Raw genomic sequence first — 12,469 nt, forward strand, 5'->3', positions numbered from 1 at the left:
TGTGATGTTTTATTGAAGACGGAGCGGGAAATACTTACAAAGGAATGAATCTAATGGAATTACAATTCGACAATACCATGATGGAAGCATTAGGAATGGAAGTAAAAGTACTAGAAAAGGAAAAGGTAGTTATGACCATGCCTGTCGACGGAGCCACACACCAGCCTTTAGGCTTCCTCCATGGAGGGGCAAGTGTAGCTCTTGCTGAATCGGCAGCAAGTATTGGTGCTTTCCACAATATCAATCCAGAAACACACCGTGTATTCGGGGTTGAAATCAATGCCAACCACATTAAAAGTAAGCGGGATGGTATGGTGACAGCCACTGCCGTTCCATTCCATATCGGAAGGAACACAATGGTTTGGGAAATAAAAATTACAGATGAAGCGGAAAACTTAATTTCCATTTCCCGCTGTACGATTGGGGTAGTACCCCTGTAACCAATTCGCTACTCGAAAGGAGACTAAGGTATGCTAAGTGATAAACAAGTCCAGGAGTTTAAAGAAAAATTATTGGGAATGAAACAAGAAGCGGAAAAAGACTTAGAGAAATATAGTGATTCTATGTCTGACCAAGAATCTTCCAGCGAAACACATCAGGAAATATCCGACATACCTGATCACCCCGGAGACCATGGAACTGAACAATTCGAACGTGCGAAAGATCAGACATTTTATGAAATAGCCAGAGAACGGTTAATGGAAATCGAGGATGCATTAAAACGGATTGAAGAAGGAAGTTATGGACGCAGTGAAAAATCAGGAGAACCGATTCCTGTTGAACGTTTAGAAATCGAACCTACTGCGCGTTTTACAGTGGAAGAAAGCAAGGAAATCGAAGGACGGTAATTCACCGTCCTTTTTTTTAAGGAGAGAGTGCTATCCAAAAACTGTTGAGAGCCTCGCTTAGTTTTATTTTGATATATGCAGTTTTTTCATTAGCAGGGTTTCTCTTCCCTGTTGACCGACCGTGGTACAACTCCCTGGCCAAACCAGTCTGGACACCAGATGGAAGCACTATCGGCATAGTTTGGGGATTACTTTACGGACTTATTTCCTTTTCTGTAACATATGCCGGATTAAAGCACGGCTTTAAACAGCTTGGAATAACATTCTGGTCTATCTTCTTGTTCAATTATCTTACAAACCAGCTGTTCAGCTATTTGCAATTTGAGCTGAAAGACCTGCTGCTTGCAGCTTTTGACAATACATTGGTAGCATTAAGCAGTTTAATATTGATTATCTTTTTGACCAAATGGGAAAAAATCAGTGGATTGTTGCTTATCCCTTACCTACTTTGGAGTTTGTTCGCCACCTTTTTGGCATTTTCTATTTATCTAATGAATCCTGGACAAACAACTTTGCCCTGGTTCTAAAAAAGCCTTGCCTGAAGTATTCAGGCAAGGCTTATCTTATTTATGTGATAGTGATTCTTTTTTGTGCAATCCACAGCTTCATTTTCATGAATAACGGGACAAACAGGGCAGCAATCACTATTCCTTTCAACGCATTGAAAGGCAAGATACCGGCTATTACAGTTACCCATTTCACTTGAGCGCTCATCGTCTCCCAGCCCATAAACCAACTGTAAGCCGGTAAGATCAAAAAGTAATTCAATACGCCCATACCGATTGCCATAATGGCGGTACCGGTGAATAGACCGGAAACTAAACTTTTTGTAGTTTTAAATTTATGGTAAAGCATGGCAGCTGGAACGACAAACATAATTCCAGCAGCAAAGTTTGCTGCAATGCCGATCGGATCAGCCGCTCCTGTATAAACGAGATAGAGAAGGTTTTTCAGCCCTTCCACTATGATTCCTGCAACTGGAGTGAAAATCAACCCAGCAATCAATGCTGGAATGTCACTGAAATCCACCTTCAAATATTGTGGCAGCAGTGGCAATGGGAAATTCAAAAACATCAAAATCATAGAAATGGTACCCAACAACGATAAAACAATAAGCTTAACTAGACTGGATGATTGCGGCTTTCTTTTTTGCATCATCTTATTCCTCCTTCATCTTTTCACACGATTCACATCCCAGATGAAGGTAAGCGCGTTCCCTATGAATTCATCAGACTCTGTTCAACTTTTCACTATCTTCTATAGTTTAATAGAGCCAAAAACCAAAACACTCCAGCGCACACATAGGGGGCACTGGAGTGTAAAAATTCATCGGAAACAAAAGGTATGAATTCATACCTTTTTGCTCAACATCTTCTCCCATCCAGACTGTCACTGTCGGTCCCGGAGTTGCACCAGGTCCACCGCTCGGCAAAGCCTCACGGGTCACGGACTGAGAATGCGGGCTGCATTCATCACCGCCGGTCGGGAATTTCACCCTGCCCCGAAGATGGAATCGTTATGATAGTATATTTTCATTTTATGTAAAATGCGATGAAATGGCAAGTTTGTAGGCTTAAATTAGATAGCTTTAGGTTCTTTTAGGATTAAAAAGGAGGCTTGTTGCCGAATTTGGGCAATAATTCGGCAACAAAAAACCAACAACTAAGAAGGCTGATGGAGTGCATATGAAGAAACAGGATGTGAATTGTTACAAATAAAAATGGGGCTAAACAAAGATATATATGGTAATAACAAGTAGCAAATCTATGTTTCTCTTTAATACGATGTTCCCAGGCAATACCATATCCGGCTTGCAGTATAGGGGCCATTAATGTAATAGGGATTATTCTTTATACATCATGCCGCCCATAGGTTCGCTAAGATAAATAGTGAGAAATAATGTTCATTTTATAGTAAATTATAAGTTGAACAAGGCTTATCTCCTTTATCAAGAATATAAGGATATAATCAAAAGTGAGAAAAAGTATGCCAAAAAGTATGTCATTTCTTGCTAGCTAGATGTTTCACTTTTAGCCAAAATAAAAAAGTCCTATTAGTTACTTTTACATTGTCAATCCCGGAATACTTAAACCAAAGAAACTTGCAATCGTCATTAAAGATGATACATTTGATATTAAAGGTTGAAGTTTAGAAAGACATTTTTCCACCTTAGAATGATCATTTTTCTCAATGTTCTTTACTAAGGATTCATAATAAATTTCTGCTTCATCTTTTGAGTCAGCGTTATCTATACTTTTTAGATCTTTAGAAATGTCATTCAGTGCAGTTCTAATTTCAGAGTGTTCTTCAATTTTTATTTGCTTGACGTTATCTCCACCAATATTAGTATTGTCTCCAAATGTTGCTCCCTTAAATCCCTTAAAAGAATTTTTTGACATACTGTTATTCCCCTCATTATTATATTGAACTTGCTAATGGATAAATACGGAATTGAAGACGCTGCTTTTTTTGATATAGACAAGTGGAGATCCATGGGGCCAGAGCAAATCCGAGAATTGGAAAGTTATTTTCAATACCTAGTCCAAAAGTCTACGGAACTTGAAGATAAGGATAATAAATAAATACTTTGTATACATAAACATGACAGGAGTATATAAACAAAAGACAGAGCACTTTCAATTATATGAAAGTGCTCTGTCTTTTGTTTAATTTTGTTGAGAATTGCTTTACTCCAGAAAAGCGACCGTTTATGGAATACTTGGTTTCAAGATAATTTAAGAAAAACTATTGCTTTGAGGCCCATATCCTACTAAATACTTTCACAAGTCCCCACCCTAAAATTCCTCCTAAGAATAAGGCCTCTGTTAAAGTTAAATGTTGATATTAAGCAACCCCCTAGTTGCCATAAAAAACAACTAGGGGGTGTTTGTAATTGCTCCATTTTCCTCAGTTCAAGGCGTCGCGAAATTCTTCAACGTTCATATATTGAACGCTTGTGAGTTTCCCATCAACACTGTGTCCCCTTAAATTATGCAATCGAATAACCATGAAGGTGGAAATGAATCGGACAATAGAGCCGGACATAAGCCGAAAGGGGTCATCAAAAGACCCTTTTCGTTAACGTTTTCTTTATGGCCTCAGAGGGTAAAGTGCTATGAAATATCTGATAGATACCATAACACAAGTGATTCATCGATCCTCTTATGTCGGGGACGTTTGCGATTTTCACACAACTCCACTTACGCAACGAGAAAGTTCTCAAGATGAAAATTATGTCAATCGATTATATGAAGAAACAAGTTATACAAAATGCAAACATGGTTATCAATTGGCCGTTGCGCCGAGTCAGATGCATCTTTAGAAGGGAGAAGGTTATGAGCAAACAACAACAGGCAGAGCTGAAGAAAAGGGTGGCACCGTTTGCAAAGTCAGATACAAAAGTAGGGGTCACACAGTTAATCAATAGTGTTTTACCGTTTTTCTTGTTTTGGTTCCTTGCATACCAAAGTTTATCGGTATCCATTTGGTTGACCCTTGCATTAGCAGTGATTGCCGCCGGTTTTGTCGTTCGCATCTTTATCATTTTCCATGACTGCACCCACGGGTCATTTTTCAAAAGCAGACAAGCGAATCGAGTGGTTGGTACGTTTACCGGCATTATCACCCATTTTGCTTTTGCAAAATGGAAACGCAGCCACATGATGCACCATGCGACAAGCGGCAATTTAGAAAAACGAGGCACCGGAGATATATGGATGATGACGGTGGATGAATATATTCACGCTTCTTTTTGGAGCCGATTAACGTATAGGCTGTATCGTAACCCCATTGTATTGTTCGGATTAGGTCCATTTTTTCTTTTCCTTGTAGACAATCGGTTTAATAAAAAAGGGGCTAAACGAAAAGAGAGAATGAACACGTATTTCATCAACACTTCCATTGCAGTTATCTACGCGCTGTTAATATGGATCATAGGTTGGCAGGCCTTTCTGATTGTACAGCTTCCCATTCTGTTCCTATCAGGAGCCATCGGCATTTGGTTGTTCTATGTCCAGCACCAGTTTGAAGATTCCTATTTTGAAAATGAAGAGGAATGGGATTTTGTCAAGGCCGCCGTCGATGGAAGTTCCTATTACAAGCTTCCGAAGGTCATGCAATGGATTACCGGCAACATTGGTTTCCATCACGTGCATCATCTCAGTCCAAGGGTCCCTAATTACAACCTAGAAAAAACCCATAATAATGTAACGCCACTTCAACAGGCGACAACCATCACATTGGCTTCCAGTCTGGAATCGTTTCGTTTCCGGGTGTATGATGAAGCCAACAAGAAATTTGTAAGCTTTAAAGAAATGAAAAACATTTTACGGCAAAGAAAAATGAGAAGACAACGAAACCATCGAACCCCAAACTATCAGGGACGATAAAAATAAAAATGGGCGCATATTCCTATTTAAGGATAGCGCCCTTTATCGGAAGAAAATGGCATATATTATAACAGCTAATATTAATACAAGAATAAGTATTCCAGTACCTTTCCATCCTAAACCACCGACCAAATCAGAAAGAATGCTCCCGTGTATACTACTGGAAGGATTGTTTAATTCTTTTTGCCTTAGCCCCTCTCTTCTTTCTTCAGGTGTTTCGTTATCTCTGCCCATTTTATCACCCCTAAAGATTTTATGTTTTATTCCGCAAAATGGTCCTATACAGAAGGACGCTTTATTCGATAAACGCGCCCTTATCCGGAAGACTTAAATCCAAGATACGAGGGAACCTTCAACTATTTTTTACCTTTGTAGTTGATATATGTTTCATAAGAGAACTTAATAATGCAACTAAATAAAATAATATAAGCGTAAGCATAAAACAATCCCTGCCCTATTTCATAGGTGGGGATTATTTTACGCTTACCTTTAGGAAGAAACTTAGTTCCAAAAATTTCGCTGCTTTTAATTGCCTCTTCGAGACTGGATGTGTCGATCCTTCCACCCCACATTACCTTTCGGTATTGATTGATTTTATTTAAAATCAATCGGTTTTGTGGTACTTTTGCAAGGTAAAACTTTATTTTCTCTATATCTTTCATATGAATAAGCCGATGAATATCTTTATGAAGACTACGGAGACTTTGAAATTGATCCCTCAACCATGAAGCTTCTTTAATATGGTTATTTTATTGGATCCTGCCCTTTTTGTACCCTTAGCTATTAACCTTCCATTAGCTGATATAATGGAATACCTTAACTCTTTTTATCTCTACGGAAAAGTTTCAAAGGCTAAAAGTATTTGTTTCTAAATCAAAATTGCATACAACACTTTAAGTAAAACAAGGGTCGGCTAAACTTTTTTACTCCCTATACGACTCTCGGGCTCTTTCTAAAGATCCTCTTTAATATACTTTTCAGTCTCTTCTAAGTCATCTTGATCAGAAACTTTTGCCATGGTTTTTTGAGCTAATTCATAGTATTTTGATTCATTGCAGGTGACGGTAGCAATGCACCATAAGTTATTGTAAAATTGTTTTCTATCGATACTATGCAAGTAATTCTGTTCGAAACCTCTTACTGTATAATCAACAAAATTCCAGACTGAATCGTAATCCCTCTCCTTAACCCCTTGTGCTATGGCATAAAGAACATGTAATAACTCTAAAGTAATGACTGTATTTTTCTCGGAATATTGACGGATGGCAGCAAAGCTTATATGTAGGTAATCGTCAAAATATAAACTCTTTAAAATAACCCGGAGTTTTTGTTGATTATCGACTAAAGAAGAAGTAAATTTTGTGTTATTGGATATATCAATAAGCAAATCACCAAGCAGGTAGATTGTATTCGAGGCCGTTTTCGGATCATTATTACCTAATGCTCGAATGGCTATTTCTACAAATTTATTTATGCTATACTCAATATCTTGGAGCTCTGTTTGTTTCTTACCTACGTGAAACATATTGGTATATTTTCCTTCATCGATTTCGTTATTGCCATTTCCCATTTTCCAATAGGTTAGTAATGGGGTGTAACCAAAAACAAAGTTATCTACTTTATACTCTAACTTAATGATAATGTCATCTTTTTCTGCTTCTCGAATCAAATCTATAAAGTTGATAGATTGGAGGTAGCCAGAGTTGGCAACTGCAATTTGATTACCTCTTGTCTTAGGCATTTGCTCATCAACGACGTTTTGATCATCTAATCGGTATGGAGCCAATTCATTTGTGAGGGATTGCTTTATTATGTTAATCGATTCATTTTTCATATCAATGGTCATGTTAGTTATTTGTAGCCAATTTATTATATGGTTGATAAATAGTACAAATGATCCCAGTGATAATGCCGCCAAGAATGTAGCTGTTGTAGGGATGAAAAAGTAAAGAGCTTCCTTATTAAGGAAAAGCAAACAAATAAGCACGTATAAAAAGCTACCTATAAAGATACCTAAGGTGTTTTGCGTCTTCTTAGTCAACATAAAATTCCTTAAGATTCTGGGGGAGAATTGGCTGGAAAAAGTAGTTAACGCTGTTAATACCCCATAAAAGGTAAAAGCAGTCAGAGATAGTAGGCCAGCCGTTAAGGTACTTAGAATAATTCTTGTTAATGTATAATCAGGGTTGAACATAGACGGTACCAAGCTACCACTATTCATTCTTAAATCCGCCCAAGATGTAATAAAAAAAAGAATCATAGATAATAAAGTATAAATAACAGGGGTAACCCATAAGTTAGAATATTTTAAAAGCCATTTTTCCCTATTTGACATATGTAAATAACTTTTTATGTTTTTGAGCATGTATAACTTCATGCATTCACTTCCTTTTCATATTTACATTTCATTTATAGAAGCCTTCACTTGCTTAAGTATTTAGAAAAAATGAAATTCACTTCAGGAACACCACTTCCCCTAACAGAAATGGCGACTACTCTTACTGAATAATCGCCCCCCCGTTTGTTGAATAAGATTGTTCAGTTGGTAATCAGTTCTTTAAACTCATAGTTAGTTAATTTAGCATTTTCAATTACACAGAAATGATTATATTTTTTTTCCTCATTCAAAATATCTGGTAAGAAGTGAGGTATCATTTCTCCTACTCCAAAGTTTTTGTCTTCTAATATCCACTGAATCTTTTTCCAATCAAGAATACCTTCATCGACTTTTTTAGGGGTTTTATAATCATAACTTTCCTCAATGTCAACTAAATAAACGTACATTCCACCAGTAACAGAGGCGTTATCTACTCCCCAAGTAATTACTCCTTTATCAATGATGGTGTATACACTGATGTCAATATTTGTCTCTTCTTTTACTTCACGAATTACACATTCTAAAGGCGTTTCATTATCTTCCATCTTGCCAAACACCATTCCATAGACCTTGTGTTTGTTTTTCTTCTCTATTTAACATAAGTAATTCATCATTCCTACGAATAAAGCACAATGTTTGTTTATACACTTTTATCCTCCTATTTTTTACTAAACTGCTCCCTTACTTTAATATGAAAAGGCTGCCTTATTGAAGAAAAGCCCCCATTTCTTGAAGACTTGTATTCAAGATAGTATCTACTTGCATAACTTCTACTACATTTAGCTGATTATTAACTTCAGTCAGAAAATGTTTCCATCATTAATTTTAGAAAAGGAATGGTTTGATTATCTTTTTCAAACTGTTGCTGTATCCAGTTAATTTCTAACTTTAAGAGAGACGATATTTTCTTAACTGCAATTTTATGATGAGAAGGAGTGGTGTATTCATAAATCTCTTGAATTTTATTTTGCTTTTCCAGTGGTAAGTGTGTATGTATTGTTTTTAACCCCAGCTGAGATCGATCTTTAGCATATCCATATAGTATGATACTAGCTAAACTCCTCATTACATGCCGCAGCGTCTCAGGAGCCCATGTAGGATTTCCTCGTTCCATTGCTTTTTTATATTGAAACAGGAACCAAGCTACGTCTATTACATGATCCTTAAATTCATCTTCGGAAAGTGTAAGTTTTTGGTTGGACTTATAGGAGTTCATTAGATTATTAGGATCGTAAAGGACGGTAAAATAATCATTATTTTGAAATGTCTTTTCTGTTACGGTAAATTGGTCTACATGAAGCCAATCCTCATATATAGCTATCACTTGTGGTGCTATAATGAAAATCTCATCATAGAAGACTATTTCTTTGTATGCTTTAAGGTGACTCAATCGACGAGATAGAAATGGTTCTACCTCTTCTTCATCTATTAGACAATATATATCTATATCTGAATATTGGTCATGTTCATTTCTGCCCATAGAGCCTTTTAAAAATATGCTTCGAACACTATGGTCTTCTTTTAAGCTATCTACTAACTTTTTAACAGCTTTTTCTTGACGCATGATTATCACCTCAAAATTTAATAAAGATAAATATTACGCCATCATACCGTTTATTTACATAATTTTCATTTTTTTAAAATTGAACTATTTCTTCTATCTAAACCTTCCACAATATTCTCAGTCAATAAAAAAGGCAATTACTCGTATTGAATAATCGCCCCCTCGTATATTATTATTAACCAGATTACTTCTGGTTTTAAATCCATCATACCTTTATTCGAAGGTATAATGGGGTTAAATCAGATTGAGGTTGTCGCTCTGCCCCCTTGAAGCATTGTCTTCGCGCTATAGACTGACACCTCTTTCTTTATAGAACTATTCGTATGAGCTGGATGGTACATCGTTGCCGTATATCGAACGAGGTTGAATATCTATAAAGTTAAGAGGCTTCCTTGCATCTGATTAATATTATGTGGGTGGTATCGTTTATGATTTATCTTGGCATTGATATTGGAAAACGTCATCATGAAGCTGGATTAATCAATGAAAGTGGGAACCCTATTGGAAAAACCATTCGTTTTGCTAATTCCAAAAAGGGGAGTGAAAAGCTTCTTACATTAATCAACACCAGGTGACACCTGAAGATTGTGCTTATGGGATGGAAGCCACCGGTCACTATTGGTTATCTCTCTTTTCTTTCCTTCATCAACTTGGATACAAAGTGACGTCTTTCAATCCTATGCAATCAGATGCACTCCGTAATTTTTATATTCGCAAAACCAAAACAGATATTAAAGATGCGTACTTAATTGCTCAAGTGATTCGCATTGACTCTCCAGAAGCGACTCCATTCGTTCAAGAAGACCTTCTTCAACTCAGACACCTTGAGAGGCTGCGTTATGCATTGGTAGACCAAAGCTCAGACGTTAAGCGTAAAATCATTGCTTTACTAGATCAGGTCTTCCCTGAATATGAACAAGTGTTTTCTGTTGTTTTCGGACTATCTTCCACAGAAATTCTTTTAAACTATACCCTACCCGAAGACCTTTTAGAGATTGATACAGACAAACTGGCCGATGTACTGTACCGTGTCAGTAAGGGACGGTACGGGGTTACAAGAGCTCGTTGGAAAGCTGAACAATTGAAAGAAAGCGCCCAAAATACCTTTGGTATTTCAATAGGTGCAGATGCATTTAAAATGCAGATCCATCTTCTCCTGGAACAAATAGCTCTATTTGAAAAACAATTGGCTCAAATAGAAAAAGAATTAAGGGAGCTCTCGGACCGTCAACATCATTATTTAACAACCATAACAGGCGTAAATGATGTCACAGCGGCAGTCATTTTAGGTGAAGTTGGTTCCATTGATCGCTTCGAACATCCAAAACAATTAGTTGCCTTTGCAGGCCTGGATGCTTCCGTGCACCAATCCGGTGAATTTAATGGATCTAAAACGAAGCTTTCCAAAAGAGGTTCCCCTTATCTTAGACGTGCGATATGGCAAGCAGCATTCGTGGCCAGCTTTAATGATCCTGCCCTATCCCTTTATTATCAAAAGTTACGAGAACGTGGAAAAGCTCACGGTACTGCCGTAGGGGCTGTAGCTCGTAAATTAACACACATTATATTTGCAATTTTGAGAGATCAAAAACCCTATGTCCCTCGCCCTCAAACCAATGATAATTAACTACTGTTTTTTTGCAGTTTTAATAATCACAAGAGTGAGGTTTATTTGGTATGCCAAATTTTATTTGAGTAAATGTAAAAGAATTATCTATTTGGTTACTTGACATTTTATAGCTGGTCTATTATGGAAGACTTGATATCGAGATATTGAAGCAGATCTTTAACTAACGCACCCTTCGTATTATAAGATTAACCAGTTTATCTGGTTGACCTATTTTTTATAGGTTATTCTTAAAGTAGCCGGGTAGGACGTTCGCCCCCGTGGGACTCTGATCCCGTCCGCAATACTGTCCACCCCCTACTTGTAGAAACATGATTGAGGCTGGTTGGGACCTGGATCTCGTATAACAAGCGAAGCTATGACACTACAAGATAGGTTAGGGGCTGCCGGCGAATCTAACAAAAGGAGACGTGATAAAACATGGATCCAGTCATTGGCCTGGATATTGCGAAGGGAAAAAGCCAAGTACAAGCCTTTTTACAGAAAAAAGATCCTTACAAGAAGAGCTTTGTGTTCGAGCATAACATTTTAGGGTTACATGATTTTTACCGGTTTTGGTTAGAGGTGGAAGAAATCACCGGGCGACCTCCGGTCGTCATTTTTGAATCTACGGGCCATTATCATGAACCCGTTTTACAGTTCTTAGAGGACTACAAAATCATCTATTATTTGGTGAATCCAATTCTTTCCCATGAAGCTAAAAAAATGAGCTTAAGGAAAGTAAAGACCGACGCCATAGATGCCTTTCGTTTAGGGGAACTGTATTATCTATATGATGACCTTCAACCTTTCAAAAAGAAAGCCGTCAAAATTATGAACTTAAGGAATCTAACCCGCCAACATGACGCGCTAACAGGAACTTATGTACAAATTAAACTTCAGTTCCAAACCGTATTGGATCAAGTGTTTCCTGAATATAAAACCGTCTTTGGAGCTCTTTAAAAGTATCCACACCCCCACACCTTCTATAGTCATAGGGTTTAATACTACAAGAACTATCGTACAAGCAGAAAAATATACAAGAAAAATTATTAATCCTTTACCCAAATTCTCACCTTATTCTTAATAAATTTCAAATTTCCATTCCTTGGACTTTCGCAAAAGCAGAGTGAATAACTATACCTATTTAGTATTCTATAAACAGCATAATTTTTAGAGAGGGATCATCTCTATTCCTTTCCTTTTACTTATACGGTAGAGACAGTCTACTTGGCCAATAGGTGTTTGTATACGGAATCCACCAGTTGGTCCCCTTTGGCCACACATTCGGCAATAGTCATAAAAAGCGTATCCTGATCCATTTCCAACAAGATCGCAAGAACCTCATATAAATCGATACCGTCTTCATCTGTAAGAAATGTTGAAATGAAATCGGTAACCCCTAACTCCAGTTCTCCGACTTTGTTCAGTGAAACATGCTGCTTCAATATAATGCTTAATAATTGCTTGGATGCCTCTTCAATCCTATCCATTCATCCATCCTCTTTTCCTGTTAAGTTGTTCCTCCCTTATAATACCCTTAAAATGACCTTATACCTATATGCGAATGTGTCTGTTATGTGTATTTTGAACTAACAAAAATATAAAACCACACGATTACGTCTGTGTATCAGTCAGTAATACCGGATGATTGTTAAAAATGAAAATCCCTTATGAAGATTTGTT

At 37.2% G+C, this 12,469-nt stretch carries 12 protein-coding genes, 3 pseudogenes and 1 riboswitch; of the genes and pseudogenes, 7 read left to right on the forward strand and 8 right to left on the reverse strand.

Features of this window, described 5'->3' with window-relative positions:
* The first annotated feature begins 53 nt into the window (after positions 1-53).
* The 3 genes from BLV00_RS15410 (at position 54) to BLV00_RS15420 (ending at position 1,375) form a co-directional block, all read left to right on the forward strand.
* Positions 54-440, forward strand: a complete 387-nt coding sequence (locus tag BLV00_RS15410) for a hotdog fold thioesterase (RefSeq protein ID WP_425441691.1) — start codon at positions 54-56, stop codon at positions 438-440.
* Between the two features lie 30 nt (positions 441-470).
* On the forward strand, positions 471-848 hold the full coding sequence (locus tag BLV00_RS15415) for a TraR/DksA family transcriptional regulator (protein ID WP_093045868.1): 378 nt from the start codon (positions 471-473) through the stop codon (positions 846-848).
* A 68-nt stretch (positions 849-916) separates the two neighbouring features.
* Positions 917-1,375, forward strand: a complete 459-nt coding sequence (locus tag BLV00_RS15420; RefSeq protein ID WP_425441693.1) for a TspO/MBR family protein — start codon at positions 917-919, stop codon at positions 1,373-1,375.
* Between the two features lie 40 nt (positions 1,376-1,415).
* Here the strand turns inward: BLV00_RS15420 and BLV00_RS15425 are convergent, their stop codons facing one another.
* Positions 1,416-2,003 (reverse strand): ECF transporter S component, encoded by a 588-nt coding sequence (locus tag BLV00_RS15425; RefSeq protein WP_093045931.1) that lies wholly within the window; start codon positions 2,001-2,003, stop codon positions 1,416-1,418.
* A gap of 210 nt (positions 2,004-2,213) precedes the next feature.
* A riboswitch (FMN riboswitch) is annotated at positions 2,214-2,361 on the reverse strand.
* Positions 2,362-2,911: 550 nt separating this feature from the next.
* A complete protein-coding gene (locus BLV00_RS15430; protein ID WP_093045870.1) occupies positions 2,912-3,247 on the reverse strand; it encodes a hypothetical protein in 336 nt (111 codons plus the stop codon).
* Positions 3,248-3,963: 716 nt separating this feature from the next.
* On the opposite strand from BLV00_RS15430, the gene BLV00_RS21730 reads away from it, so the two are divergent.
* The gene (locus tag BLV00_RS21730) at positions 3,964-4,170 is read left to right on the forward strand and encodes a hypothetical protein (RefSeq protein ID WP_143030736.1); all 207 of its coding nucleotides are present in this window, start codon (positions 3,964-3,966) and stop codon (positions 4,168-4,170) included.
* Between the two features lie 13 nt (positions 4,171-4,183).
* A complete protein-coding gene (gene desA, locus BLV00_RS15440; RefSeq protein ID WP_093045871.1) occupies positions 4,184-5,236 on the forward strand; it encodes a Delta(5) desaturase DesA in 1,053 nt (350 codons plus the stop codon).
* Positions 5,237-5,278: 42 nt separating this feature from the next.
* Here the strand turns inward: desA and BLV00_RS15445 are convergent, their stop codons facing one another.
* From BLV00_RS15445 to BLV00_RS15465, 5 genes and pseudogenes are all read right to left on the reverse strand, one after another.
* Positions 5,279-5,470 (reverse strand): DUF6366 family protein, encoded by a 192-nt coding sequence (locus BLV00_RS15445; protein WP_093045872.1) that lies wholly within the window; start codon positions 5,468-5,470, stop codon positions 5,279-5,281.
* A 122-nt stretch (positions 5,471-5,592) separates the two neighbouring features.
* Positions 5,593-5,898, reverse strand: a complete 306-nt coding sequence (locus BLV00_RS15450; protein WP_176791612.1) for a hypothetical protein — start codon at positions 5,896-5,898, stop codon at positions 5,593-5,595.
* A gap of 290 nt (positions 5,899-6,188) precedes the next feature.
* Complete coding sequence (locus BLV00_RS15455) at positions 6,189-7,613, reverse strand: DUF2254 domain-containing protein (protein ID WP_093045874.1); 1,425 nt, start codon at positions 7,611-7,613, stop codon at positions 6,189-6,191.
* A gap of 161 nt (positions 7,614-7,774) precedes the next feature.
* A pseudogene (locus tag BLV00_RS15460) lies at positions 7,775-8,261 on the reverse strand (NUDIX hydrolase).
* 148 nt (positions 8,262-8,409) lie between these two features.
* A complete protein-coding gene (locus BLV00_RS15465) occupies positions 8,410-9,177 on the reverse strand; it encodes a nucleotidyltransferase domain-containing protein (RefSeq protein WP_093045875.1) in 768 nt (255 codons plus the stop codon).
* A 428-nt stretch (positions 9,178-9,605) separates the two neighbouring features.
* Here BLV00_RS15465 and BLV00_RS15470 point away from each other — a divergent pair.
* Both BLV00_RS15470 and BLV00_RS15475 read left to right on the forward strand, forming a co-directional pair.
* A pseudogene (locus BLV00_RS15470) lies at positions 9,606-10,804 on the forward strand (IS110 family RNA-guided transposase).
* A 420-nt stretch (positions 10,805-11,224) separates the two neighbouring features.
* A pseudogene (locus BLV00_RS15475) lies at positions 11,225-11,743 on the forward strand (IS110 family transposase); the annotation flags it as partial.
* 266 nt (positions 11,744-12,009) lie between these two features.
* Here the strand turns inward: BLV00_RS15475 and BLV00_RS15480 are convergent.
* Positions 12,010-12,276, reverse strand: coding sequence for a hypothetical protein (locus tag BLV00_RS15480; protein ID WP_093045877.1), 267 nt, complete (start codon positions 12,274-12,276; stop codon positions 12,010-12,012).
* Positions 12,277-12,469: the final 193 nt, after the last annotated feature.

Origin of the sequence: Thalassobacillus cyri, assembly GCF_900107755.1 — a bacterium.
In the GTDB taxonomy this organism is placed as follows: Bacteria; Bacillota; Bacilli; order Bacillales; family Halobacillaceae; genus Thalassobacillus; species Thalassobacillus cyri.

What these genes read in the sequence shown, in the direction of transcription:
- BLV00_RS15410 (WP_425441691.1), top strand. Translation starts at nt 54, where the DNA reads ATGGAATTACAATTCGACAATACCATGATGGAAGCATTAGGAATGGAA.
- BLV00_RS15415 (WP_093045868.1), top strand. Translation starts at nt 471, where the DNA reads ATGCTAAGTGATAAACAAGTCCAGGAGTTTAAAGAAAAATTATTGGGA.
- BLV00_RS15425 (WP_093045931.1), bottom strand. Translation starts at nt 2,003, where the DNA reads ATGCAAAAAAGAAAGCCGCAATCATCCAGTCTAGTTAAGCTTATTGTT.
- BLV00_RS15430 (WP_093045870.1), bottom strand. Translation starts at nt 3,247, where the DNA reads ATGTCAAAAAATTCTTTTAAGGGATTTAAGGGAGCAACATTTGGAGAC.
- BLV00_RS21730 (WP_143030736.1), top strand. Translation starts at nt 3,964, where the DNA reads ATGAAATATCTGATAGATACCATAACACAAGTGATTCATCGATCCTCT.
- desA (WP_093045871.1), top strand. Translation starts at nt 4,184, where the DNA reads ATGAGCAAACAACAACAGGCAGAGCTGAAGAAAAGGGTGGCACCGTTT.
- BLV00_RS15445 (WP_093045872.1), bottom strand. Translation starts at nt 5,470, where the DNA reads ATGGGCAGAGATAACGAAACACCTGAAGAAAGAAGAGAGGGGCTAAGG.
- BLV00_RS15450 (WP_176791612.1), bottom strand. Translation starts at nt 5,898, where the DNA reads ATGAAAGATATAGAGAAAATAAAGTTTTACCTTGCAAAAGTACCACAA.
- BLV00_RS15455 (WP_093045874.1), bottom strand. Translation starts at nt 7,613, where the DNA reads ATGAAGTTATACATGCTCAAAAACATAAAAAGTTATTTACATATGTCA.
- BLV00_RS15465 (WP_093045875.1), bottom strand. Translation starts at nt 9,177, where the DNA reads ATGCGTCAAGAAAAAGCTGTTAAAAAGTTAGTAGATAGCTTAAAAGAA.
- BLV00_RS15480 (WP_093045877.1), bottom strand. Translation starts at nt 12,276, where the DNA reads ATGGATAGGATTGAAGAGGCATCCAAGCAATTATTAAGCATTATATTG.